This window comes from Ruegeria sp. AH12 (genome assembly GCF_056541465.1).
This window is the reverse complement of the sequence record NZ_JBQFYL010000013.1, coordinates 1-24,625: the sequence shown is the minus strand read 5'-3', so window position 1 is coordinate 24,625 and position 24,625 is coordinate 1. Positions and strand designations below refer to the sequence as shown.

The following is a 24,625-nucleotide window of genomic DNA, read 5'->3' as shown; positions in this document are numbered from 1 at the left end:
ATCACTCGCATTCGCATGGCGGAGGCATCTTGATGCGATTTCTCAAGAAGAACAAAAGCCGAAGCCTGAATCCCAGCCGATCTCTGCCGATTGAAACTGATGACCTATGGCAAAGCCCGATCATGGAACAGCCGATCACCTTTTCGACGGCTCAGAGTACCTCGCCCGCCATTGTTTCGCGCCCCCGGGAAAACGTGGGCAAAACGCGGCTGATCGGATTTGACACCGGCAACGGACCAGGAGACTTAGAGCCGCCGGAGGCCGAGCAAAGAGTCGAAAACCCAAGCTATATGCCCGTCGGCTGGTTGGTCGTAACGACCGAGCCGGGGCGCGGTCAAAGCTTTCCCTTGATGGCGGGCCTTTCGACGATTGGACGGGGTGAAGATCAGGCGGTGTGTCTGGATTTCGGCGACAGATCGATTTCGCGGGATAACCACGCGGCCGTTGTCTACGACTCCATCACCAACGAGTTTTTTCTGGGTCACGGTGGCAAGGCCAATCTGGTCCGCATGAATGGTGCACCGATCACAACGACAACACCGATCCAAAGCGGCGCAGAGATTCAGATTGGAGACACCAAACTGCACTTCAAAGCGCTGTGTGACACCGCGTTCCATTGGGACATGACCAGCCATACGGAGGACGGCGATGAAAGCCAGTTCTAAAACGTGTTTCGATGTTTCGACCGGAATTGATGTCGGCGCACGCGACTATCAGGAAGATTGCCTTGTGGCGGATTTCCCAATGTGCGAGTCCTACGGCATAGGTGTGCTTGCCGATGGAATGGGCGCGCATGCCTCGGGCGATATGGCCAGCGCTTTGGTGGTCAGCCAGGTGTTTGCCGCGTTGAAAATGCGTCGGAACATGTTGAAATCCGGCGACGCCAACATTCCCGCTCTGCTCAAAAAAGCGGCGGGAGAGGCTAATACGGCCATGTCAAATTTCATCAAGAACAACCCCGATTCCAAAGGGATGGGGGCCACTCTGATCGCAACCGTTGTTCGAGACAATCAGCTTTATTGGCTGTCTGTCGGGGATTCCCCCCTCTACCTGATCCGCAATGGTGAAATCCAAAAACTGAACGAAGATCACTCGATGGCGCCACAGATTGACGCGATGGTAGCGTCAGGTCAGCTGAGCGCTGAGGTTGCCGCACAACATCCGGATCGGAATTGCCTGACTTCGGCTGTGCTGGGTGAGGAAATTCCGCGGATCGATTGTCCGGAAACGCCCATGGCTCTAGAGCCGGACGATATCCTGATTCTGGCAAGCGATGGTCTGCAGACCCTGACCGACGGCACAATCCTGAAACTGGCTAACAAAACGGCGGCCAGCAGCAGCGCCGTGGTGACCCAAAACTTGATGTCAGCTGTCGAAGCCGCGGCAATGCCCGAACAAGACAATATCTCAGTCATGGTTCTGCAAATCGACCAGATGCCTGTGATGTCACCCGAACCAAAAACCGAACGACGAATTGAAACACAGCCAGTCCATCGGTCGGCCGAAGAGGATGCCATCCTGGCAGCGCTGGTGCCGGATATCGAAGAGGCACCGGACATCATCAATCAGGCCATGGCGCTGTAACATGCCAAGCCACAAAGCGAATGACCCAACTACAGGGCGCGCCGAAGTGAGCGTCGCGCACCCCGATTGCGAACCATAGAAGACGGAGATCTGACTATGACGAACATCTTTAAGCTAAGCAAAAGCGTTGCAAGCGCCATTGCCATCGCCAGTGCCCTGCCCACGATAGCCGCGGCAGGGCAAGTGGAACTGTCAGCTCCCGACGGATCGCTGCGTTTGTCCGGCGAATTTCTGGACCTTGTTGACGGCCACTTTCTGATCAAAACGCCCATTGGGGAGATGCGCGTCAGCACCGATCGGGTGACGTGCAATGGTGAAGGCTGCCCCACAATTGACACCAGCGATGTCAGTCTACGGATCGCTGGATCAGGTGTCATGGCGACCGAGTTGATGCCCCTATTGATAGCCGGGTATGCGGCGCATGTGGGCAATGAAATCTCGACGCAGCTTCTTCCCAACAGCCAGAATAAACTGCTTAACCTCGTCACCGCCGAAGGATTCGGGGATGATCTGGATAGCGTCCTTGTGATCCCTTCGAATTCCGGTGAAGCGTTTGATGCGTTGGAAGCTGCCGAGGCCGAAATTGGCATGTCGACCCGACGCATTGAGAGCCAAGAAGCGCGCGGCCTTGCCGCCAGTGGTGCGGGCAACATGACATCTGTTGGTCAGGAACATTTGCTGGCGCTGGAAAGCATCGCAATCGTGACCCATCCGGATAACCCGGTTTCGGCGATTGAGCTGAACCAGTTGCGCGATGTCTATCTGGGCAAAATAACCAACTGGTCCCAGTTGAATGGCCCTGACATGCCGATTCAGGTTATCGGTCGCAACACCGAAACCGCCTCGCGCGAGCTATTTGAATCTGTCTTGTTCGACGGCACGGACATCACACCTTCCGGCATTACGGCGGTAGGTACCGACATTGAAGCCGCAACGCAGGTCATCGAAAATCCCGGCGCGATCAGCTTCCTGCCGTTCGGAGTGCAGCGCAGCACCAAAGCGATGAATATCATCGACGCTTGTGGCGTAGTAACAGAACCCAATCATTTTTATGCAAAGACCGAGGAATACCCCTTCGTCCGTCGGGTCTATCTGTATAACCGTGGCGATCTGGACAACGATACTGCGCGGGGTCTGTTGAATTTTGCCAAGTCGGAAGAAGCCGAGGATGCGATTTCGGTCGCTGGCTTCACCAGCTTTAGCATCGGCAGGCTGCCGCAACACATGGCTGGATTGCGTGGTGAAACCCTGCGCGCGTCAAGAACTGGCGCTTATGAGCAAGGTATTGTCGATGAGATGCTGGATACAGCGGGTCAGTTTGATCGCTTGTCCAGCACCTTTCACTTTCGTTCGGGTTCCTCTCGATTGGATGGTCGCGGGGCAGCAGAACTCACCCGTTTGGTGGAATTCCTCAAGGATCACCCGCGCGGAACCAAAATCAAACTGGTCGGTTTCAGCGACGATGTCGGAACCTTTGACAGCAACAGGCGCCTATCTCTACGCCGGGCCAATCGGATTGCGGCCTACTTGAACATCGAAGCGGCGGATCAGCTTCCGGGCATCGAAATATCCTCAGTCGGATATGGCGAAATTGCACCCGCAGCCTGCAACCTAACGCACGAAGGACGGATTAAGAACCGGCGGGTCGAGGTCTGGATCGAAAGCACTGTTCAGGGGTGAGCTTTTGAGCCATCGGTCCCATGATCCAGTGGACAAAACCAAAAAGAAACACCGGGCCTCAGGTCCGGTTTTTTGCCCACGAAACTTAGCAAAGCCTAAAGCATGAGAGCCGCTCGAAAGAATTCTAATTTTTCAGTGTCTCAACACACCAAAAAAGAGGTCATCACAATAAAACCCCTCTTTTGTTGGTAGTTGCCTCTCATTTTTCTCAATTATGACACTATCCAACATCATTTTCAGATGAAACAGCAAGCAACCGGAAACACTGAAAATGATCCTTTATTCTCATCGCCTTCAAGGCGTTTTACAGCAGATGGTTGTCGAACTTGGGTTAGACCTGATTTTGTCCGACGACAATTCACCGGTATCGCTGGTGGATAACGAGCAGACTTTGACCGAAGTCGCGGCTGGTATGAACATCGATGTCAAAAAGCTGGCAGCGAATAACGGCAGCGTTTTGTTCAGATTTCAGAGGAAAGCATGATGTCTAAGGCACGCCAAATGGATGGTGCTCCCGGCAAACGCGCTGGCTTGCCACTGGCTCGAGCCAACCGACTTGCAGAAAACGCCGAGGCCAAAAAGGGTCGCGGGCCGAACTTTATCGTGGCAACCGGGTTGCTGACCGTGGCTGCAATCGTTTCGCTTGGGGTGACACCGGGCAATACGGCGTTAAACAAATTCTTCAGCAATTCAGAAAACGCTGACACCGCACCCGTCCTGGACTTATCAATAAGGCCGGTCGCACATGCGGAACCCGTGGCCGAACCGGCCCCTGTGATAGAACAGACAACCGCTGCTGTGGCTGAAATGCCGGTCGAATCAGCGCCCGTTGCCAAGGCCATCGAACCCCCGGCAGAGCCCGCAAAAGAAGGCCGCCTCCTGGCCATGGTTGGTGACAACTCGAACGATCCCTACTGTATCCAAAGGATTGAGTCTCGCTTGGTGTCGCTGCACGCGGCAACGCTTGCAGGCCCTGAATGGAACAATCGGGTGAATGACGTCAGCCAGCTTGTCCAGACCACGTTGGACTGCTCGCACGCGGGTCTGCAAGTCATTGGCAGCCTTGAATTGGCGGGCACCGGAATCGCCGATCTGCGCGTCAGCTGGAACCTTGAAACATGGACCCTGGACCTGGCTGTCGTCGACAGCAGCAATCCTGATGCCGACCTACAAGTGGCCAGCGCCTCGGACCAGTCAATCGAATTTGTTGTTCAGTAAAAGAGGTCGAAGTTATGGAAATACTTGAACAAATCACCCAACTGGAAGCACCGGCCAAGGCTTTGCTTGCAGATATTCAGGCCTTCGAAGCGCCGCTGCCTGACTATTTGATGCTGGGTGTGTTTGTGATCCTTTTGCTGGTGCTTTACCGGTCTGGTCGTAAGGGCATCAACAGGGTGCAAACCGACCTCGTCGGAGCCTATCAGAAAGAGCTTCTGACAGCCAATCGCCGCGCGCATCAAGCCCGCAGCGAGTTGCGCCGCGCCCATCTGGAACTGGAACGCGAACGACAGCGCAAACGTCGTGCTTTGCGCGATCAAGGGCCCTCGAGCCTGGGTGCTACGCGGCGGCGTCTCGAACCAGTCGAACGGCGTCCGACACAGTCGGCCCCTTCGGGTACGGTGCCTTTCAAACCACCAACACAGAACCGCAACAAGACCCGGCCCGTTGATCCAATCCCGGCAACGGCTGCCGCGTCGAATGAAAACCTGTTTCTCAACGGAGTGGAAAAATGAATCTTACTCGTCTCATCTACTACAGCCAGCGCAACCCGTCCATGAGCCTGAATCTGGGCGAGTTGCTGGAAGTCTGTAAACGCAATAACGCAGCAATGAACGTCACCGGCATGCTTCACTTTAACGGCAACTACTTCCTGCAGGTTCTGGAAGGCGGACGCGCCGAGGTCAGCTCGATCTATCATCGGATCTCTGCCGACCCACGGCACCTGAACATCATCCTGATTTCATGTCAGGATGTGCGCGAGCGGATTTTCCCGACCTGGTCGATGGGCCACCACGAAGGCATGGAAGGCGAAACACGTAGTATCTTCCTGCGGTACTTTCCGTCGAATTCCGTCAACCCTGAAGCGGTCAGCCCCGACAGCCTGCTCGACTTTCTGCAGGACGTATCAACCGAACTGGTCTAACGGCCAGTTCTTAAAGGAAAGATGTTGCATATGAGTATGTTCGATACCTTAGTGAACCGTCGCCGCAGGCCTGCAACCGAGTCGGTGCTGCCTGCTGAAGACGCATCATCTGCAATATCAACTACACCACAAGACGACACCGACCAACACGCCCGGAACTTGAGACAGCGTCTGATGTCTCCTAACCATTCGGTTGGCGCGGTCGGTGTCGCTGACATCGCTCCGAATGTTGGCGCGGAGCCTTTCCAGCGGATGACCGAGACACCAATGGAAGAGCTTGTCTCCGCACCTGTGTCCAGACCCGTCAGCGCCAACCCGCGCGACACGCGTACGCGTCTGATCGGGTTTGACACATCCGAAGGTATAACCAAGGATCTGTTCAGCCCGGACCATGCGCCTGAACCTGAACAAACCTTGCCGGTAGGGTGGCTTGTGATTGTCAGCGGCCCCGGTCGGGGCTACGCATTCACACTTCGATCCGGGCTGTCCCGGATCGGCCGCAACCCTGATCAGACCATTTGTCTGGATTTCGGAGATATGGCGGTCTCGCGCGACAATCACGCCGCGATTGCTTACGACCCCGAAGAGAACGGCTATTTCCTCGGTCACGGCGGCAAGACAAACCTTGTTCGCCTGCAGGGTAAACCAATCATCTCGACCGAAAAATTGAACGACGGTGATCGCATTTCTATCGGAGAAACAACAATGGTGTTCAAAGCGTTGTGCGACAAGACGTTCAACTGGATTGTGGGAGATGACGATGAGGATATGGTTGATTTTCTCTGACCTTGTCGTCGGTACCCTGCTGGAATGGCATGTAAGATGAATAGTCCATCATGCCCGCAGCTAGCCCTTCACTCGCGTCTGCAGGCTGCCGCGACAAATGGCGGAGCAAACGCAGACGTTGCGACGCGTGCACGCGCGCATTTGGCAGCACTTACAAGACCCATTCGCGTTTCCATATTGGCTCCGACGTATCTCGATCGGGCCAACCTGGTAAATTTCGTAATGGGGCAAGCCGTGCTCCCGCAGACCGTCATGTGCGACCTCGTTCGCCTAAGCTTTGCCGAGCAAGAAGAATTGACGGTTGTGAAGCGCGACGGAGCAAAGGTCGACTACCCATCTCCCTTCGACCTAATTGCACTGGCAGAAACCGATGCCACTGAGGTAAATTTGGCTTTGTCTTTGAGAGCCCTGAAGAAGATATCTGTTTTGGCCACTGCGGCAGCGGATCTAACAGGTGCATCTATTGAATGGCTAGCCCTGCAAACAGATATTGCGATATGGTGTACCCATGATTTTGATCATACAGATCAACGGGTTTGGGCACAGATACCCAATAGGTTGAAGGATCATGCAATCCTGGTTTCGATCAACTCGGGACGCGAGCGCGATAAAACCGAAGCGCGCCTTTGCGCTGAATTTGGGTCTGAATTTCTGGATTTTGTTTGCCTTTCACCTGAGGACGCCTCGCAGGCCCGGTCGGGCTCTAAACTGGACAAGACCCTGTTTCGCGCATCAGGCGGGCACAAACTGATCTCGATTCTAAGGCGCGACATTGACGCGGCGAGAGAGCACGCTTCGGGGCAGGCTGAACTGTTCCTGCAAGGTACGGGTGGCCTTTTGGGTCCCGACGACGCTAGTATTGAAGATGCTCAAAATACGGTGACCGATCCTACGCGGCCGGTGGGGGAACCAACACTTGCCGCTAGTCCTATTACAGATGCCATTCCGGCCCCCGGCTTAGATGACGCAATTAACAAACTGTCCCGACTGAGTGACTCTCCCGCATTAGGCAACGTATTTTCAAACTCTGAATTTCTGACCGAAATGGCAAAGGTTCTGGAAGAGATTGAACTCGATCTGGACGCGTGGTCGGATGACGTGAACATGCGAGGCTCACTTCAGATGTTGCGCGAGCTTGTAGACCTGGTTGAGCTGTTCCGGATCGAAGCAGAACGGGCAGATGTGACCGAGACCATCATGGCCGCAATTCAGCTAAAGAGAGAACTATCCCGAGCCAAGAACTCAAAAAATGCGAATGATGCCCCGATATAGTCATATTGCCTACCTATTGACCCTTTAACTCATCATGTGTGTTAAAGATGATTAGGGTTATGTCCATGGTTGTGCGGACAGGTAGTCAAGTCAGTTCCGATCAAAATGCTCCCGGAGCTCTGGTCTTTCTGAATGCCAGTTTGGGCCCTCTGAACGATCTCAGCAGCTGCATTCAGTTTAGCAAAGAGAAACTGTTAGATATTGCAAGCCTCGGCGGTCGAAACACGCAAAAGAAACTGCGATCGATGTCACGCGATGTTGAGAGTTTTTCACCTGAGATTACGTTCATAGGCCAGATCAAATCCGGCAAAACATCCCTAGTCAATGCAATGGTGGGCAAGCCAGGCCTGTTGCTATCGGACGTTAACCCCTGGACTTCGGTTGTTACGTCACTGCACTTGAACGTCGAAGATAGCGGCAACTGTGTCACAGAGTTTCAGCTTTTGGACGCAGACGAGTGGGACAAGCTGATCCAGAACTCGGGTCGGATCGGAGAGACCCGATGCCTGACTTGACCGATTTTCAAAGCAATTTGTCCAAGTTAGCGACATGCCGCTTTCCGTTTCTAAATGGAAGGCTGCCGTTGGAGGCTGCTGATCCAATGGCGGCAATGCTGCGTGAAATCGAAAACGCTGTGCTTGGGACAACACTGCGGTTCGTATCCGATGAGAACATTCTGGAATTGCAGGTCACAGGCCGCCGAGTGGTTCTAGTTTCTGACTGCAGCAATCTGGGCTTTCAAGAGATCATTGACCAGGCGCCTATCGTGAATTCCGAAGACATCGTGAATCTGATGGTCAGTTTCACCGACGCAATTGGCCCCACGTCTGATTTTGCTTTGATCCCAGGCCCATTGCGCTCCGATTTGTACGGTGTTTCCGGAATGGTATCGGTCACGGCAATCCGTCAAGGAGTTCTTAATGTGGCCGATACCGATGACCACGGCTCAATGCTTGATGTGGTTATACGTAGGTTGCAGAGACTTACTTTAGCATCCTTGCAGTTTGGCAAAGAGCGGGCAGAGCACGCCAATGGCCCGGAAGGCTTGCTCTCTGGTCTCAGGGATTTCCAGCGAAACAGGCTTGAGCAACTTCTCTCGGCCGAACGACTGGTAGCGCCCCAAGTGTCCGAACCGGACCTGACCGTCCTAAGTGAAACCATTGGCGCAGGCGTCTGCGTGGGACACATCCGCTGGGACACCGAGGTGGCCCTGATTGCCTTTGACGTTGCAGCCTTGTTCGATGTGATTAAAGAGTTCGAAGTTGAGCACAGAACAGAATGCTGAAGTGGTTCGGCTAGCGGACATTGATCAACAAATGTCGGGTCAAGTGTGAACATCTCCTGACCCTGGACGTGCTGGCCATAGATCTCCTGTCAGTTGACAATTTTAGAGTGGAGGCTCGGGCATTCACGTCGCATCAATTGAGTATTAATAAACCACTTGTTTAATTAACCAATTGGTATAATAATGCCCTATGACCAAAGATGACCAGCTAGACGCCGCGTTTTCCGCCCTTGCGCATCCGGCCCGCCGGGCAATTCTAGCCCAACTTGCACAAGGAACGGCCAGCGTGAACGCCTTGGCAGAGCCGTTTGATATGACCTTGCCTGCCGTGTCGAAACATATTCGGGTGCTGGAACGTGCTGGACTGATTTCCCGAGAGAAAAACGCCCAGTTTCGGCTGTGCAAACTCGAAACGGCACCGATCCAAGAAATCGCAAGTTGGACCGAGAGGTATCGGTCGATTTGGGAGGCACGTTTCGAAGCACTGGAAACTCTTTTGGCTGACATGAAGGAAAACGATACATGAGCGAAGAGAACAACTGGGTTCGGATCGAGAGGGTGTTTGATGCGCCGATCGATCTTGTTTGGAAAATGTGGACCGATCCGGTCTTGTTCAAACAGTGGTACGGGCCGAACGGCATGTCGGTCCCGACAGCCGAGATGGATGTCAATGTAGGCGGAACCCGCAAAGTCAGCATGGCGATGCAAACACCCGAGCGATCAATGGAGATGTGGTTCACCGGTGTCTACAAAGAGGTCCGCGCGCCGGATCGTCTGGTCTACACGGAAAGCATGTGCGACGCGGACGGCACCATTATTTCACCGCAGTCGATGGGGATGCCGGATTCCTTCCCAGACATCACGGAGGTCATCGTCGAGCTGAGCGAGGTCGACGGCAAGACGCGAATGGTGATGGTTCATGTGGGTGTCACCGAAGGCACGGCCGGGGCTGGTGGTTGGAACCAGGCCTTCGATAAGCTTGCTGCTTTCGCGCAATCGTTAAACGAAGACCAGCCGTAAGATGCGCGAACTTGCGGTACTGTCCTTTGTGACACTGGATGGGGTGATGCAGTCGCCAAGCATGCCCGATGAAGACCCGTCGGGCGGCTTCACGCAAGGCGGTTGGGCGGCCCCCTATTGGGAACGCGTGATGCCGCATGTTGAACGCGTCGCCATGTCGGAAACTTACGATATCCTTTTTGGGCGCAAGACTTATGACATCTTTGCCGGACATTGGCCAAACGCGCCGCGTTCTGATCTTGGCAATCGGTTAAATTCCGCGCGAAAGTATGTGGCAACTTCGCAGAACTCACCACTGAGCTGGAAAAACTCACACGCGTTGAACGGAGACGTCGCGAAAGCTGTGCAAGAGTTGAAGGAGCTGGACGGGCCGCTGCTACAAATCCATGGCAGCTCTGCATTAATCCAAACGCTGCAGTCTCACGATTTGATCGACGAGTTTCGGATCTGGACCTTCCCGGTTGTCGTCGGCGCGGGAAAGCGGCTGTTCGAGGGCACCGCATTGCCACGCGCCTATGCTCTTGCGTGGGCTGAAACTCTTGGAAACGGAGTTACTCATCAGTGCCTTAGGCGGTCGTGACTGGCGTTCGCCTTACCCCGCGCCCCGAGGGACCGGGTGGATCAGGCACTAAGATCCAGCTGACCGGTTCACCCACCAGTCGTGCATCGATGTGAACACTGGGGCCAGCGCCAAGCCATCCGCACTGGCCGAGTATTCCACCCGTGGTGGCACCTCCGCATAAACCTTTCGGGTTACCAGTCCATCGGCTTCCAGCGCACGAAGCTGGTTTGTCAACATCGTCTGGGTGATCCCGTCGATGGATTTCCGCAACTCGCCAAATCGCTTGGTGCCCTGAAAGATCAGAATCTGTAGAATAAGCAGCTTCCATTTGCCGCCAATCATCCCGATGACACGCGGTGCTGGGCACGCACTTGCATCTGGAATTTGTGCTTGAACTTGGTCGACAAGGGCCTCAGACATCATGTTTTCCTCAATAGTATCATTTTCGATAGTATAGCAAAAAATTCTGCCTACTTTTCGAATAATACCGTAGTGGATATGTTTCTGCAAACACCCACCCACGGAGGAATGTGAATATGTCCCTGGAAATTTGGACCGTAAGCGGGGCCCCCAGCCCCTGGCGCGCAGCCCTTGGTATGGCCTTCAAAGGCCTCGACCATGAAGTCCACCTGCTGTCCGCCGCGCAGAAGGAGCACAAATCCGACGCCTACCGTGCCATCAACCCGCGCGGAACGGTTCCGACGGTGAAAGACAGAGACGCGACCCTTAGCCAATCCATTGCCATCCTGGCCTGGCTGGATCGAGAATATCCAGACCCTCCCTTGTTTGGGGACACACCACAAGACGCAGCGCTGATCTGGCAGCGAACGATGGAAATCTTCGACTATCTGCCAGACGCAACAAGTGGTGTCCTTTCACCGATCTTCTTTCAAGGCGCGGACGAAGCCACAGACGATCTGAAACACGCCAGCGAGAATCTGCGATCAGAACTTGCTCACTTAACCGGCATCTTGGTCGAAAACTCCTACCTTTCTGGTGAACGCCCGGGCGCGGCCGACGCCGTCGCCTTCCCTCATGTACGTCTGATCCAACGGGCGACGGAGACGAAACCGATGATAATGCAAGCGCTCGGCCTGCCAGACCTTACGACCATATCAACCGAAATCGCAGAATGGGTCGCGCGGATCGAAGCCCTTCCAAACGTCGCCGCAACCTTTCCGCCCCATTGGGCCGAAGCTGCTTAAGGACAACCAAGATGACAGCACCAAGCTACACAAAGTTCATAGACGTTCAGTCTTCCCCGTCCGCCGCGTTCGACGCGGTGACCAAGGGTGTCGCCTACTGGTGGACCCGACCCGATCAGCCGCTGGCAAACATCGGGGATCGCGCGAAATTCACTTTCCCACCCGGTGTGTCCTATTGGACATTCGAATTGACCAGTGCAGAAGAACCAGCGCATGTCGAGTGGACCTGCGTTGATGCCTTACATGTCCACGAGGGCCAACCAAAAGAGATTGAAACTGAGTGGCTCAACACCAAGGTGCTGTGGCAAATCATCGAGCAAGAAGGTGGCTCTAAAATTGAGATGCAGCACCAAGGGCTCACCCCCGACTTGCTATGCTATGATGTTTGTGAGGCGGGCTGGGATATGTTCTTTCTGGGCAGTCTCAAACAATACCTCGACACAGGGCAAGGCGAGCCTCACCAAGGATAGTCCGGGCCTGAATTTAAAGAGATTAAGTTTGGTCACCTCAGATCGTCAAAGAAGCAAGAAAGTCCGGCCGAAGGCCGCTATTGTTTTCAGCCTGTATGCCGCAGGATGGCTTGGCATTGCGCTTTCGTCGCCGGTCGCAGCCGATGCAGTAGATGTCGAGCCCAATGTAACGGTCGCAGGCGCCCAAATTGAAAACACGACGATTGTGATCAGACGCCTGTCTGATGGCCAGCTTTGGATTGCAAACCGCGACCGCGCCGAACAGCGATTTTCGCCGGCCTCTACGTCCAAGATCCCTCACAGCTTGATTGCGCTGGAAAATGGATTGGCGACGTCCGAAACAGTGTTTCAGTGGGACAATGTTCCAAGAAGTAACCAAGCATGGAACCAGGACCATTCACTTGAGTCCGCGTTCCAAAACTCGGTTGTTTGGGTCTATCAAGAGATTGTCCGAACCGGCGGGCAGGCCGTGATGGCGGACGGGTTAAAAAGCTTCGACTACGGAAATGCAGATGTCGGAACCATCGACCAGCTCACCACCTATTGGCTGGACGATACACTGACGATCTCGGCGCTTGAGCAAGTTGAGTTCCTTTCGAAACTCACACTGAAACTGTTGCCGCTGTCTAAAAGTACATTTGCGGAGGCACGAGATATCATGGTGACCGACACACACGCTAATTGGACTATGCGTTCCAAGACCGGCTGGCGGTACAGCAAGACGGACATGGACATCGGGTGGTTTGTCGGGTGGCTGGAATGCGCGAGCGATACTCATGTCTTTGCTCTGAATATGGACATGCCGGACACGCGGTTTCTTTCGAAAAGAAAGGCGATCACATACAGCGTGCTGGACGACATCCGGGCCTTTGAATGCGATTGAGAACGGCCCAGACCCGACATGGCTGACGGGCCAAGATGCTGCGGTCGCAGCCCGCATTGCTGCCCTTTGCCGCGAGTGCAAAGACTGAAGGCCATTGAGCTCAATTTCAGCGGACAAACCAGACATCCACTTAGGGTGGGTCGCGGGACTGTATCTCGACTTGCATGATTATCCGAATGCAATTGTGAGAATGACCGATCATGGATGTCCTGAGAACGCCGGATGAGAGATTTCAAGCTCTGCCCGGCTACAATTTCGACCCGAACTACGTCTAAGACCTCGAAGGCTACGAAGGTCTTCGCGTGCACTACGTGGATCAACGCCCGGATAACGCACCACGAACATTCCTGTGCTTGCCGGGTCAGCCAACTTGGGCCTATCTTTTTCGACGGATGATACCCGTTTAACGCAATCTGGTGCTCGTGTCGCTGTGCCGGACTGGTTGGGTTGCGGTAGGTCTGACAAACCCGTCAGTGACGCGTTGTACAGCTTCGATTTTCATCGCGATATGATGATCGCCCTTATAGTGAAACTGGACCTGAAAAACATCACGCTGGTGGTACAGGACAGGGGCGGCATTCTGGGATTGACCCTGCCAATGGATCTTCAGGATCGGTTTTCCCGTTTAATCGTTATGAAGCAGCGCTGCCGACCAGAGAGAGCCCTGGGGACGGTTTCAGAAGCTGGAAGACTATGTGGCCAGCCGACCGAACCTAGATTGCGGCGCATTGATTCAGCGGGCTTGTCCACAATTGAGTGAAGCCGAGGCGCTTGCGTTTGAAGCTCCGTTCCCTGATCAATGGTACAAGGCGGTGTACGCCGGTTCCCCCAAATGGTGATGATTGAGCCGGGTATGGCCGGTATTGAAACAGCAAAGCGCGCCCAAAAATTCTGGCAAACAGAATGGGCCGCGGAGAGCTTCATGGCAATCGGAGCGAAAGACCCAGTTTTGGCGTACCTGGATGATCAAGCTGCGCAAAGTCATCAGAGGTTGTCCTGCGCTGTTGGTTTTAGAAGAGGCTGGACATTTCGTGCAGGAATGAGGTGATCAAGTCGCAAGTGCAGCTCTGAAGCGTTTTGGTGACGCTTCATGAATTGAAGCAGTAGAATCGACCGCAACGTTGCGCTTAAGGTCCGCCTCGGACTCGAACCGGTCATCGGGTCGGTTCAGACGGCATCAATGTCAGCCGAAGGGACCTTGCAGATCTTCGACGCGTTGGCAATCTGTTGAGCAAAGCACGGGACAACAGCCACACAGCTGACCTTAGCCGCGATTGCAGCACCAAGCCCTACAAGCGGCTTCTGTGTGCAGGAAACTTCGCAACAGAACCCGCCCGGGCTCCAACTGTATTAGTAGTTCGTCCAATTGGCAGGATAATCAACCAGAGCGTCGGTCCTTCTCACCCTTGCTCAAAGTTTGCGACAGCTTCGTCTAACAGTCTCGCAGCCATCTCTGGTGTCAGAGATTCGGGCCGCGCGCAGGTTGTGGTCATGTCGACAAATCCCCCGCTCTCGGCCGAGGTCAGTATCGCCGTCATCACATCCACGCTGTGCGTGGCCAGTTCCAGCGCACAGCGATGTGGGCGGTTTTCTTGCAATGCAACGACCATATCGGCCAACCCCGCGCAGCGATAGTTGGCGCGCGGATCGTTCCCTTCTGTTCCCTCGTTGGGGATGCCAAGCGGATGCGCCCACGGCTCGATCCCATGCACTGCGCCATCCGCCCCCGCGAGCTTCAGCGTCCCGCCAAAGAAATTCGGGTCCGGCACAAATAACGAGCCTTCACTGCCATAGAGCTCCATATTGCTGTGCCCATGCGCCTTGACGTCCCAGCTGGCCCCCAATGTGATGATCGCGCCCGAGTCAAATTCCAGCAGAGCCATCAATGTCGTGGGTGTTTTGACTGGAACCGTCTCGCCCCGGCGCGGTTCAGACGTGATCGTGCGGGTCTGATACGCGGTCTGCGACAGGGATGCGACCCGCTGAACCGGCCCGATCATGTTCACAAGATTGGTGATGTAATAGGGACCGATATCCAGAACCGGACCGGCACCGGGCAGAAAAAAGAAATCGGGATTGGGATGCCAGTGTTCCATCCCCGGTCCCATCACATAAGCCGTACCGGACACCACTGGGCCAATGGCGCCATCATCGATCAATTGCCTTGCCTGCTGATGGCTGCCCCCCAGAAACGTGTCCGGTGCCGACCCCACCCGCAGGTTGCGCCCGGCGGCCAGTGCAGCCAACGCCTCGCCCTCGGTGCGGGTCAGCACGACGGGCTTCTCCGAATAGGCATGTTTGCCGGCCTCAAGAATGGATTTCGTCACCTCGAAATGCGCCGCCGGGATGGTCAGGTTCACCACCACGTCGATATCATCCGCCGCCAGCAGTCCATCGACCGTTTCAGCGCGAATGCCAAATTCGGCGGCCCGCGCGCTGGCGGCCTCGGCATTCAAATCAGCAATCGCCCTGATCGAAAATCCCCGGAACAGCGGTGCCAGACGCAGATAAGTCGCAGAAATACTCCCGGCACCTATGATGCCGACACCCAATTCTTCCATCATTGCGCCTTTCCCAGTTCAAGAGCCGCATCCAGCGACCGTGCCGCAAATCTCAGATGATCCGAGGGGTTGTCATGCTCCATGATGTAATGCTGCGCCGCACCGTCCCGCAGTGCTGCGTAGTATCCTGGCCAATCCATCACGCCCTGCCCGACATCAGCCCAGCCATCCTCGTCCATGCAGGTTCCAGCCGTCGCGATGTCCTTGACATGCACCGCCCGGATACGGTCGCCATAGTTCGAGATGTATTGCAGCGGATCGCGCCCGCCGCGCACCACCCAGGCCACATCAAGCTCGATCAGCAGATCGTCTGACGCCTGCAGGATCAGATCCAGCGGCACCTCGGGGATGCCCAGATCGACCAGCTCGAAATCGTGATTGTGCCAGCCATATCCCAGCCCGGCATCTTGCAGGGGCTTTCCCAGCTCGGCCAGTTCCGTGCCAAATGCTGCCCAGCCCTGCGCCTCCTTCGGCCGGTCTTCGGCAGCAAGATAGGGCACGAACACGGTGCTGATACCAATCCGACGACAAAGGTCGATCACCTCACCCGGTCGGCCCCGCAATACGTCCAGCCCGAAATGCGCGGTTGGCATGCGCAGCCCGGATGCGTCCAGCCCGGCCAGTAACTGCTGAAACAGCGCGTCGTCCTGAAACAGCGCGCTATAACCTTCGACCTCGGCGTAACCGATCTCGGCCAGCATATGCAGCGTGTCAGTAAGCGGGGGGAAATTGCGGGAACTATAAAGCTGAAACCCAATCGCGGTCATGGCCTGTCCTTGTTGTTGGAATGATATGTGGCGCTGCGCAGATCGCGCAGGGTAAACCGGCAATCGGCTCCGGGCTGCGCCGGTGTAAACGTCAGGCGCACAGGTTGGCCGGGCAGCACCAGCACCGCATTGTCACTTAGCCGACCCGGTTGATCCGGCTCGACACTGGCATAGAAAGCAGGCTGATCCGCAGTCAGAGTCATCGCGACGTGATCGCCAAGATCCTCGGTCTGCAGCCGCAGCCCGTTCTCCGGCAGATCATAGGCCTTGTAGGACAACGGCGCGTGATGACCGGTGCGGACCGTTCCATCGGGCATGGTCATGCGGTAGAGCAGTACTTCATCCGGCTTGAGCGCATCCTGCCGGATCATCAGAAAGGTTGCGGCAGCATCGGTCGGGACGATCCCCTGGGCTGTACCCAGCTCGCGTTCGCTGCCATCAAGGTTCAACGCGCTGGCGCTGAGCGAGATACTGACCGGTGCACGCGTGTCGTTGACCGCAACCAGCGCAAGCTGCCCTGCCCCGGGCACCGCAGTCACCGCGACGGGATCGTAAAACCGCCGCGCCATGTGATGCAGCAACTTCCATCCGCCGCCATAATCCAGCGACGACCAGCTCGCCACCGGCCAGGTGTCGTTCAACTGCCAGTACAGCGTTCCCATGCAGCGCGGCTTTTGCGCCCGCCAATGCGAAACGGCGGTTTTGATCGCCAGCCCCTGCTGCACCTGGCTGAGATAGACGAAATTCTCGAACCCTTCAGGAAAGCGGAAATACCGAAACATCGTCTCGGCAATCCGCGCATTGCCGCCTGCGTTCTTTTGATGGCTTTCCAGCACCGGGGCGGCGATGTTGAAATCCTGCAGCTCGGCAAAGCTGCTGATCACATCCATCGACGGGTAAGACTGAAACCCGAATTCACTACAGAACCGGGGGGCCACATCACGGTAATGGTCGAAATCCCGACCCTCGTGCCAAACCGACCAGAAATGCATGTCCCCTGCCCCGTCCTCGTGCCAGCCATCACCGAAGTTCAGCGGGCCCAGCGAGGGCGAAGACGGCCACCAGTTCACATCCCTACCCAGCGTGTTCCGGATGGCGCGTTCGATGGTTTGGTTCAGCCGGTCATACCCTACCAGATAGCGATCGCGGTCTTTGACACTGACATCATACCACCCCAGCGCGCCCACCAGTTCGTTGTCGCCACACCACAGCGCGATGCAGGGATGTACGGACAGCCGCGCCGCCTGTTCGCTCAGTTCGGCCTCTACATTGTCCAGAAATTCCGGGTGCGACGGGTAGAGGTTGCACGCGAACATGGCGTCCTGCCAGATCAGCAGCCCCAGCTCGTCGCAGGCTTCATAGAAGCTATCCCGCTCATAGCGCCCGCCACCCCAAACCCGCAGCATGTTCATATTGGCATCGACCGCCGATTGCAGCAGATCGCGGGTTTTCTCTGGCGTGATCCGCCCCGGCAGTGCATCGGCGGGGATCCAGTTAGCTCCCCGACAGAAAACATCCATGCCATTCACGCGGAACTTGAAACTGGAGCCGATTTCATCCGGTTCGGTGATCAGTTGAATATCGCGCAGCCCGATCCGCCGGGTTTCCGAGGCGTCACCGCTGCTCAGTGTCAGCTCGTGAAGGGTCTGTGGCCCCAGACCGGCTGGCCACCAAAGCTCCGGTTGATCGATGACAAACTCGGCCTCAATCCGGCCATCGCTGTCGACGGACAAACTCTGGCTTTGCCCGCAGAAACGCAGCTCAGCGTTTGCCGCTCCATCCAGCCGCGCCTGCACAGTCAGTGTCGCCCTGCCCCTGGCATGGCGCTGCAGCACGGTAAGGCCCGAGAACCGGGGCTGCGACTTCGGCAGCAGCTGTATCTGCCCGTATACCCCGAAAGGGGCCAGCGCGATGTTCCAGTCCCAGCCGAAATCGCATTGCACCTTGCGCAGCATGTTGCCGTTCGGGATCGGGCAATTGCGCGGATGGCTTGGCACCGGATAAGGCAGCGCCACCTGCCGTGCCGCTCCCTCGGCGATACTTGACCGAAGGGTGATGCGCAGGGTGTTTTCACCCACCCGCGCCGCGCCGGACAGATCCGCCTGATAACTGCGGAAAACATTGTCGGTGGTCAGAACCACGCTGCCGTTCAGCGCAATTTCCGCCACTGTATCCACCTCGGTCAGCTGCAGCAGATAGCTCGTACCATCCAGATGAAAGCTGCGCTCGAACATCCAGTCCCGCTCGGCGATGCGGCGCAGATCATATTCGTTGCGTCCCTCATAGGGGTCGGGGATCAGCCCAGCCTGATGCAGCGCGGTGATCCCGTCACCGGGCAGCCTCACAGCCAGATCATACTCCCCGCTCGCGTCCCGCATCCGCCACTGACCCGACAAATCAAGCGCCGGCAACGCCCCAATATCCTTCACAGCCGCAACTCCGTCTCCGCGTCAAAGAACGAGGCTTTGGCAAGGTCGATACCGATGGTGATTTGATCGCCAGGGCTGACACCGCTTTGCCCGTCAAGGCGCACGCGGAAAGGCTCAGCGGCGAACCGGGTCCAGGCCAACGTGTCCGACCCCATCGGCTCGACCACCTCAACCGGAACCGTGGTGTGAAACGGCAGCTCTTCAGCCGCTGCACCCGTTACGACATGTTCAGGCCGCACACCCAAGGTCGCCGGACCGCAGGGCTGCTTAGCAAAAGGATAGCTGTCCACCGCCAGCGCTTGATCCGCGACCTCAAATCGCCCCTCGGTCAGCAGGCCCTCCACAAAATTCATCGATGGCGAGCCAACGAAATCCGCCACATAGCGGTTGCCGGGCCGGTTGTAGATTTCGGATGGCGAGGCCAGCTGTTGAATTTGCCCGCCCTTCATCACCGCGATCCGGTCAGCCAGCGTCAGCGCCTCGACCTGGTCATGCGTCACGTAGATGATGGTGTTCTTCAGCTGCTGATGCAGGCGCTTGATTTCCACCCGCAGATCGGCGCGCAACTTGGCATCGAGATTGGACAGCGGCTCGTCAAACAGGAACACATCCGCATCGCGCACCAAAGCCCGGCCTATGGCCACCCGCTGACGCTGACCACCCGACAGCGCCGCGGGTTTGCGCTTCAACAACGGTTCGATCTGCAAAATCTCAGCCGCGCGTGCGACCCGTTTTGCAATCTCATCCCGCGCCATCCGCGCGTTTTTAAGGCCAAAAGACAGGTTTCCTTCAACCGTCATCTGCGGATAGAGCGCATAGGACTGGAACACCATCCCGATGCCCCGATCTGATGGCTCTTCCCATGTCACGTTGCGGTCATGAATGAAAATCTGGCCATCCGTAACCTCGAGCAACCCGGCGATACAGTTCAGCAGGGTGGATTTTCCGCACCCAGACGATCCCAGCAGCACCAGGAACTCACCATCTGCAATATTCAGGTTCAGACCCTTCAGCACCTCGACCGCCCCAAAGCTCAGATCCAGATCGCGTATTTCGACAGAATGCATGATTATCCTTTCACCGCACCGGCGGCGATGCCGCGCACGAACAGCTTGCCCGAGACAAAATAGATGACGAGAGGCACCAGCCCGGTCAGCAGCGTCGCGGCCATGTTGACGTTGTATTCCTTGACCCCCTGCACCGAGTTGACGATGTTGTTCAGCTGCACCGTCATCGGGTAGGTCTCCGGCTTGGTATAGATCACGCCGAACAGGAAATCGTTCCAGATGCCCGTAACCTGCAGGATGATCGCCACCACAAAGATCGGCAGCGACATCGGCAGCATGATGCGGAAATAGATGCTCCAGAACCCGGCACCGTCGACACGGGCGGCCTTGTGCAAATCCTCGGGGATTGAGGTGAAGTAGTTGCGGAACAACAGCGTCAGGATCGGCATGCCAAAGATCGTATGGACCAGCACCAGACCGCCTAGATCGCCCATCAGACCGATCTCACGCAGGATGATCACCAGCGGATAGAGCATGGTTTGATAGGGAATGAACGCACCCACGATCAGGATGGTAAAGAACACCTCCGAGCCTTTGAATTTCCAGCGCGCGAGCGCATAGCCGTTGATCGAGGCAATGGCGATCGACAACACCACCGAGGGAATCAGGATCTTGACCGAGTTGCCGAACCCCCGACTCAGCCCATCGCAGTTGATGCCGGTACAGGCCTGCGCCCAGGCCTTGACCCAAGGCTGAAAGGTGATTTCAAGCGGCGGTGAAAAGATGTTCCCGGCCCGGATTTCGGGCATGCCTTTCAACGATGTCACCACCATTACGTAAAGCGGCAGCAAGTAGTAGAACGACACCACAATCAGCGTGCCATAGAGAAAGATGTTCGCCCGGCTCAGGCTGCGTTTTGGCTTTGGGCCGCGCGGCCCTTCGGCATAGCCGGCAGAGGTCAGTTCAGCCACGTTTGCGCCCTCCGAATTCCAGATAGGCCCAAGGGATCAGAATGATCACCACCGAGATCAGCATCATGGTCGACGCGGCAAACCCCTGCCCCAGATTCTGCGCCCGGAACATGTACTGGATCACGTATTTCGCAGGCACTTCCGAGGCGATGCCGGGCCCGCCGTTGGTCAGCGCCACCACCAGATCGTAAAGCTTGATGATGCCGCTGGTGATCAACACCAACGCGGTTACGAAAACCGGCCGCATTATCGGGATAATGACCACCACATAGGTCTTGATCGTCCCGATCCCGTCGACGCGGACGGCCTTCCAGATGTCTTCGTCAATCCCGCGCAGACCAGCCAGCATGATCACCATGATCAGCCCTGTCCCCTGCCACAGGCCCGCGATCAGAATACCGTACATCACGATGTCCGGGTCGTTCAGCGGGTTGAAGGTAAAGCTCTCCCACCCCACGCCGCGCACCACGTGCTGAATGCCCAGATCGGGGTTCAGGATCCATTGCCAGGCCAACCCGGTCACAATGAAGCTGAGTGCAAACGGATAGAGGAATATGGTGCGGAACACATTCTCACCCCGGATCTTGCGATCCAGCAGCGCCGCCAGCGTGAACCCGATGACCAGCGTAAAGATCAGCGACAACACACCATAGAGCGCTAGATTCCCGATCGATTCCAGCCAGCGCGGCGTGGTCCACAGCCGTTCGTATTGATCGAACCCGACAAAATTCAGCTTGGGCAACAGTTTGGACGAGGTGAACGAATGCACAACCGTCCAGGCAGTGCCGCCTACAAACACCACCAACGCGGTCAGGATCATCGGGATCGATGCGATCTTGGCGGACATGTTGCGAAACAGCGACACGGGTCGCCGGGCGCGCCCGCGTTCTGGCGGGTCGAGAGAAGTTGGGTTTTCCATATCGGTCTTTCTACGCAGCTCTGGCCTGCCCGGGGCCGAGTCTCCCCGGACAGAGCAGTGCGCGGTGGTGCCTTACTCGGCGGACCGGATGATGTCGGCGTAACGCGATTGCGCGTCCGCAGCCGACATGTCAGTGGACCAGAACTCAGCCATCAGGTCTTCTATCTGAGTCTGGGTATCCGGCGTCAGGTTCATCTCGCCTGAGGGGAGGACGCCACCAGCCTTCAAAATGTCCAATCCCTTTTGCATGCAGTCGTTCGCGGCGGACAGATCAATATCTCCGCGCACCGGCAACGAGCCTTTTTTGAGGTTAAAGGCAACCTGAACATCCGGGGCAATCAGGGTCGACGCCAGCGCCATCTGCGCCTTTTGAATTTCCGGATCATCAACGACCGGGAAATAGAATGCATCGCCACCAGTATCGAGAATCTCATTCACGCCCAGGCCCGGCAGACAAGTGTAATCCTGTCCGGCGACCTTCTCGGCAATCTGGAACTCGCCTTGCGCCCAGTCCCCCATGATCTGCGCGCCTGCCTTACCAGTGATCACCATGTTGGTGGCCTGGTTCCAGTCCTGAACGTTCGAGTCCGCAGCCAGATCACGCGCGTCCACGATGGCTTCGAACACTTTGGTGTATTCCGGCCCCATCGCCGCATCGGCGTTGCGATTGACCACAACCTCGCGCCAGGCATCCACACCGGCAATCGCCACGGCCAACACGCCAAAGGCCCCGTTCTGCTGCCAGCTTTGCTGACCCATGGCCAGCGGTACGATACCCGCTGCCTGCAGTTTGGGCGCGGCGGCCACGAATTCGTTCCAGTCGGCGGGAACCGGCACACCGGCTTTGTCAAACGCCTCATGGCTCAGCCAGATCCACTGCCATGAGTGAATGTTCACAGGCACGCAATAGATGCGGCCTTCAAAGGTACAGGCCTCAAGCAGAGACGAAGGATTCACGATGTCCTTCCAGCCTTCCTGCTCGGCTAGCTCGGTCAGATCGGTCAGCAGCCCCGCTTCGATCAGCTCTTCCGCCTGACGTCCGTGATTCAGCTGTGTCGCCCCCATGGGATCGCCACCAATGATTCGACTGATGATAATGGGGCGCGCCGTACCGCCCGATCCGGCAATGGCGCCATCAACCCATGAATGTTCCGTATTGTTGTTAAAGGCCTTGGCAAATTCCGACACCGCCGCAGCCTCGCCGCCCGATGTCCACCAATGGGTGACTTCCAGATCAGCCGCCTGGACCGCACTCGCCCCGACCAGCACAGTCCCAGCCAGCAAACTCGTCAGTCGTTTCATCGATTCCTCCTAATCTAAAACGTTATAGCAAACTACTATAACGATTTAGTAATTTCTTGCAACGGATTTACACCCGCCCTCTTAGCCACTAGGGTCAGCACCAATATTCTACCGGATTTCACCGCAGGCGACGTGCGCCATGCAGCGAATTTCGCAAAGCAAACCAGGAACCGAATGTCTCGATCCGAAAAAAGCCGACCAACGCTGCGCACCATCTCCGAACTTTCGGGGCTAGCGGTGCCAACCGTATCGCGGGCGCTGAACGATGCCCCGGATATCGGTGCCGCGACCAAGAAGAAGGTGCGCGAGATTGCGGCGCAGATCGGCTATATCCCGAACCGCGCGGGGCTACGGCTGCGGACCGGAAAGACCAATGTGATCTCGCTGGTCCTGTGTTCGGATCACGAAGTAACGGATCACACCGGTCAGCTTGTCGCCTCGATCGCGCAAGCCCTGCGCGACACCCGCTATCACCTGATCATCACGCCCTATTTCCCCGGCGAAGATCCCATGCAGCCGGTCCGCTATATCCTCGAAACCGGATCGGCCGACGCGCTGATCCTCAACCGGATCGAGGTCGAGGACCCGCGCATCGCCCATCTGCTGGACCGGAAGTTTCCGTTTGCCACCTATGGCCGATCGAAATGGCGCGATCAGCACCCGTATTTCGATTTCGACAACACTTCGTTCGGGCAGCTTGCGGTGCAGGAGCTGGTACGTTCCGGTCGCCGCAAGATCGCCATGCTCACGCCGCCGCTGGAACAGAACTACTCACAGGACATGCTGCGCGGCGCGCGCGAGGCCTGCGCACAAACCGAAGCGCAGTTCGAGGCGATTCCCGGGATCACCAGCGACGAAAGCGGTGAAGAGATGAAACAGACCCTCATCGCCTTTCTTAAGTCCCGCCCGGATATTGACGGCATAATCACCCCCTCCTCGACCGCCGCGATTTTCGCCAGCGTGGGAGCTGAAAGAGCCGGTCGCATCCTAGGTGAGGACCTCGATATCTTCGCTAAAGAAGCGGTTCCTTTTCTCAAGCACTTCAGACAGGCAATCAAAGTTGTCCGCGAGGATGTGCAGAACGCGGGAAACTTTCTGGCCAGCGCGGCGATTCAGGCCATCGAGGAACCAGACCGGCAACCCAGTCAAAGCCTCATCTCGGCGCGACTGGTCTGACACCGATACAGTTCAAGCAGGATCTGCCGATATTTTGTGGGTCTGGGCGGAGTCGCAAACTCTTTAGTCTGTCTGTCGATCTGATCGATGGTCCGGTATGTCACGACGATTGCAGGCGATCTCCGTGCAAACTCGAAACTTTCCTTCGAAGTCGCGGGCCACAAGGACGACCGGGGCAGCGACGCGTACAACCTGCAGCTTTCGATCGCCCGCGCGAACGCTGTCCGCATCGCTCTTGTGTCCGTGCACGGCATAGGTCCAAACCGTCTTGACGCGACCGGATACGTTGAAGCGAAGCCGATCGACGACAACACCACGGTAGCCGGGCACGAACGGAACCGGCGGGTTGAAATCGTGAACGCAAGTTACGTCTGATTGACAAACGCTTATTTGCCCCGATCGCCTTTTTCCGCGACTATAGTTCAATGTGTATGATGCGCAAAACAACGCGAGGCCTCACGAAGAAGCGCATCATACCCTCTGATCACGGCATCACCGTGGCGAACTGTTAGTGTCCGTCGTCAGGGAATTTGGGGCAGATGGCCGCGTGAGCTGAGAGAGGATCTGGCTCATCTGGTTGGTTTGATTATGCGGTGGATTTGC

The 24,625-nt window shown here is 56.6% G+C and carries 28 protein-coding genes; 20 read left to right on the top strand and 8 right to left on the bottom strand.

Annotation, left to right across the window (positions count from 1 at the left end; translation table 11 throughout):
- Positions 1-32 precede the first annotated feature (32 nt).
- The 14 genes from ACR0EL_RS16665 to ACR0EL_RS16600 all read left to right on the top strand — a co-directional run bounded on the left by ACR0EL_RS16665 (position 33) and on the right by ACR0EL_RS16600 (position 10,350).
- Complete coding sequence (locus tag ACR0EL_RS16665) at positions 33-665, top strand: FHA domain-containing protein (protein WP_480501206.1); 633 nt, start codon at positions 33-35, stop codon at positions 663-665.
- The gene (locus ACR0EL_RS16660; RefSeq protein ID WP_480501205.1) at positions 649-1,584 is read left to right on the top strand and encodes a PP2C family protein-serine/threonine phosphatase; all 936 of its coding nucleotides are present in this window, start codon (positions 649-651) and stop codon (positions 1,582-1,584) included. Before ACR0EL_RS16665 ends, ACR0EL_RS16660 begins: the two co-directional genes overlap by 17 nt.
- 96 nt (positions 1,585-1,680) lie before the next feature.
- On the top strand, positions 1,681-3,264 hold the full coding sequence (locus ACR0EL_RS16655; RefSeq protein WP_480501204.1) for a phosphate ABC transporter substrate-binding/OmpA family protein: 1,584 nt from the start codon (positions 1,681-1,683) through the stop codon (positions 3,262-3,264).
- Positions 3,265-3,535: 271 nt separating this feature from the next.
- On the top strand, positions 3,536-3,748 hold the full coding sequence (locus tag ACR0EL_RS16650; RefSeq protein WP_353011555.1) for a hypothetical protein: 213 nt from the start codon (positions 3,536-3,538) through the stop codon (positions 3,746-3,748).
- Entirely contained in the window at positions 3,748-4,482 is a 735-nt protein-coding gene (locus ACR0EL_RS16645; protein ID WP_480501203.1) for a hypothetical protein, read from the top strand. The genes ACR0EL_RS16650 and ACR0EL_RS16645 overlap by 1 nt, the downstream gene beginning before the upstream one ends.
- A 14-nt stretch (positions 4,483-4,496) precedes the next feature.
- Positions 4,497-4,997, top strand: coding sequence for a hypothetical protein (locus ACR0EL_RS16640; protein WP_480501202.1), 501 nt, complete (start codon positions 4,497-4,499; stop codon positions 4,995-4,997).
- Entirely contained in the window at positions 4,994-5,407 is a 414-nt protein-coding gene (locus ACR0EL_RS16635) for a BLUF domain-containing protein (RefSeq protein WP_353011559.1), read from the top strand. The genes ACR0EL_RS16640 and ACR0EL_RS16635 overlap by 4 nt, the downstream gene beginning before the upstream one ends.
- Before the next feature lie 174 nt (positions 5,408-5,581).
- Positions 5,582-6,193 carry an FHA domain-containing protein gene (locus tag ACR0EL_RS16630; protein WP_480501201.1) on the top strand — a complete coding sequence of 204 codons (612 nt, stop codon included), beginning with the start codon at positions 5,582-5,584 and terminating at the stop codon, positions 6,191-6,193.
- A 252-nt stretch (positions 6,194-6,445) separates the two neighbouring features.
- Positions 6,446-7,465, top strand: a complete 1,020-nt coding sequence (locus tag ACR0EL_RS16625) for a hypothetical protein (protein WP_480501200.1) — start codon at positions 6,446-6,448, stop codon at positions 7,463-7,465.
- Positions 7,466-7,710: 245 nt separating this feature from the next.
- The gene (locus ACR0EL_RS16620; RefSeq protein WP_480501199.1) at positions 7,711-7,980 is read left to right on the top strand and encodes a dynamin family protein; all 270 of its coding nucleotides are present in this window, start codon (positions 7,711-7,713) and stop codon (positions 7,978-7,980) included.
- Positions 7,968-8,750 (top strand): hypothetical protein, encoded by a 783-nt coding sequence (locus tag ACR0EL_RS16615; RefSeq protein WP_480501198.1) that lies wholly within the window; start codon positions 7,968-7,970, stop codon positions 8,748-8,750. Before ACR0EL_RS16620 ends, ACR0EL_RS16615 begins: the two co-directional genes overlap by 13 nt.
- Before the next feature lie 190 nt (positions 8,751-8,940).
- A complete protein-coding gene (locus ACR0EL_RS16610; RefSeq protein ID WP_480501197.1) occupies positions 8,941-9,276 on the top strand; it encodes an ArsR/SmtB family transcription factor in 336 nt (111 codons plus the stop codon).
- Positions 9,273-9,770, top strand: coding sequence for an SRPBCC family protein (locus ACR0EL_RS16605; RefSeq protein WP_353010940.1), 498 nt, complete (start codon positions 9,273-9,275; stop codon positions 9,768-9,770). The genes ACR0EL_RS16610 and ACR0EL_RS16605 overlap by 4 nt, the downstream gene beginning before the upstream one ends.
- A 1-nt stretch (position 9,771) precedes the next feature.
- Positions 9,772-10,350 carry a dihydrofolate reductase family protein gene (locus tag ACR0EL_RS16600; RefSeq protein ID WP_480501196.1) on the top strand — a complete coding sequence of 193 codons (579 nt, stop codon included), beginning with the start codon at positions 9,772-9,774 and terminating at the stop codon, positions 10,348-10,350.
- 48 nt (positions 10,351-10,398) lie between these two features.
- On the opposite strand, the gene ACR0EL_RS16595 is transcribed toward ACR0EL_RS16600, so the two are convergent.
- Positions 10,399-10,752 carry a winged helix-turn-helix transcriptional regulator gene (locus tag ACR0EL_RS16595; RefSeq protein WP_480501195.1) on the bottom strand — a complete coding sequence of 118 codons (354 nt, stop codon included), beginning with the start codon at positions 10,750-10,752 and terminating at the stop codon, positions 10,399-10,401.
- Between the two features lie 116 nt (positions 10,753-10,868).
- Between ACR0EL_RS16595 and ACR0EL_RS16590 the strand changes: the two genes are divergently transcribed.
- From ACR0EL_RS16590 to ACR0EL_RS16575, 4 genes are all read left to right on the top strand, one after another.
- Positions 10,869-11,537 carry a glutathione S-transferase family protein gene (locus ACR0EL_RS16590; protein WP_480501194.1) on the top strand — a complete coding sequence of 223 codons (669 nt, stop codon included), beginning with the start codon at positions 10,869-10,871 and terminating at the stop codon, positions 11,535-11,537.
- Positions 11,538-11,548: 11 nt separating this feature from the next.
- Positions 11,549-12,007: an SRPBCC family protein gene (locus ACR0EL_RS16585; protein WP_480501193.1), complete on the top strand. Its 459-nt coding sequence runs from the start codon at positions 11,549-11,551 to the stop codon at positions 12,005-12,007.
- Positions 11,916-12,890 carry a penicillin-binding transpeptidase domain-containing protein gene (locus tag ACR0EL_RS16580; RefSeq protein ID WP_480501192.1) on the top strand — a complete coding sequence of 325 codons (975 nt, stop codon included), beginning with the start codon at positions 11,916-11,918 and terminating at the stop codon, positions 12,888-12,890. The genes ACR0EL_RS16585 and ACR0EL_RS16580 overlap by 92 nt, the downstream gene beginning before the upstream one ends.
- 349 nt (positions 12,891-13,239) lie before the next feature.
- Positions 13,240-13,650, top strand: a complete 411-nt coding sequence (locus ACR0EL_RS16575) for an alpha/beta fold hydrolase (RefSeq protein WP_480501191.1) — start codon at positions 13,240-13,242, stop codon at positions 13,648-13,650.
- 640 nt (positions 13,651-14,290) lie between these two features.
- On the opposite strand, the gene ACR0EL_RS16570 is transcribed toward ACR0EL_RS16575, so the two are convergent.
- The 7 genes from ACR0EL_RS16570 to ACR0EL_RS16540 all read right to left on the bottom strand — a co-directional run bounded on the left by ACR0EL_RS16570 (position 14,291) and on the right by ACR0EL_RS16540 (position 22,846).
- Positions 14,291-15,454: a Gfo/Idh/MocA family protein gene (locus tag ACR0EL_RS16570; RefSeq protein WP_480501190.1), complete on the bottom strand. Its 1,164-nt coding sequence runs from the start codon at positions 15,452-15,454 to the stop codon at positions 14,291-14,293.
- Positions 15,451-16,218: a sugar phosphate isomerase/epimerase family protein gene (locus ACR0EL_RS16565; protein WP_480501189.1), complete on the bottom strand. Its 768-nt coding sequence runs from the start codon at positions 16,216-16,218 to the stop codon at positions 15,451-15,453. The genes ACR0EL_RS16570 and ACR0EL_RS16565 overlap by 4 nt, the downstream gene beginning before the upstream one ends.
- Positions 16,215-18,647 carry a beta-mannosidase gene (locus tag ACR0EL_RS16560; protein WP_480501188.1) on the bottom strand — a complete coding sequence of 811 codons (2,433 nt, stop codon included), beginning with the start codon at positions 18,645-18,647 and terminating at the stop codon, positions 16,215-16,217. Before ACR0EL_RS16560 ends, ACR0EL_RS16565 begins: the two co-directional genes overlap by 4 nt.
- The gene (locus tag ACR0EL_RS16555) at positions 18,644-19,717 is read right to left on the bottom strand and encodes an ABC transporter ATP-binding protein (protein WP_480501285.1); all 1,074 of its coding nucleotides are present in this window, start codon (positions 19,715-19,717) and stop codon (positions 18,644-18,646) included. The genes ACR0EL_RS16560 and ACR0EL_RS16555 overlap by 4 nt, the downstream gene beginning before the upstream one ends.
- Entirely contained in the window at positions 19,717-20,625 is a 909-nt protein-coding gene (locus ACR0EL_RS16550) for a carbohydrate ABC transporter permease (protein ID WP_480501187.1), read from the bottom strand. The genes ACR0EL_RS16555 and ACR0EL_RS16550 overlap by 1 nt, the downstream gene beginning before the upstream one ends.
- Entirely contained in the window at positions 20,618-21,544 is a 927-nt protein-coding gene (locus tag ACR0EL_RS16545) for a carbohydrate ABC transporter permease (RefSeq protein ID WP_480501186.1), read from the bottom strand. The genes ACR0EL_RS16550 and ACR0EL_RS16545 overlap by 8 nt, the downstream gene beginning before the upstream one ends.
- Before the next feature lie 72 nt (positions 21,545-21,616).
- Entirely contained in the window at positions 21,617-22,846 is a 1,230-nt protein-coding gene (locus ACR0EL_RS16540; RefSeq protein WP_480501185.1) for an ABC transporter substrate-binding protein, read from the bottom strand.
- 174 nt (positions 22,847-23,020) lie between these two features.
- Between ACR0EL_RS16540 and ACR0EL_RS16535 the strand changes: the two genes are divergently transcribed.
- Positions 23,021-24,022, top strand: coding sequence for a LacI family transcriptional regulator (locus ACR0EL_RS16535; protein ID WP_480501184.1), 1,002 nt, complete (start codon positions 23,021-23,023; stop codon positions 24,020-24,022).
- An 87-nt stretch (positions 24,023-24,109) separates the two neighbouring features.
- Positions 24,110-24,397, top strand: coding sequence for an OmpA family protein (locus tag ACR0EL_RS16530; RefSeq protein ID WP_480501183.1), 288 nt, complete (start codon positions 24,110-24,112; stop codon positions 24,395-24,397).
- The last annotated feature ends 228 nt before the right edge of the window (positions 24,398-24,625 follow it).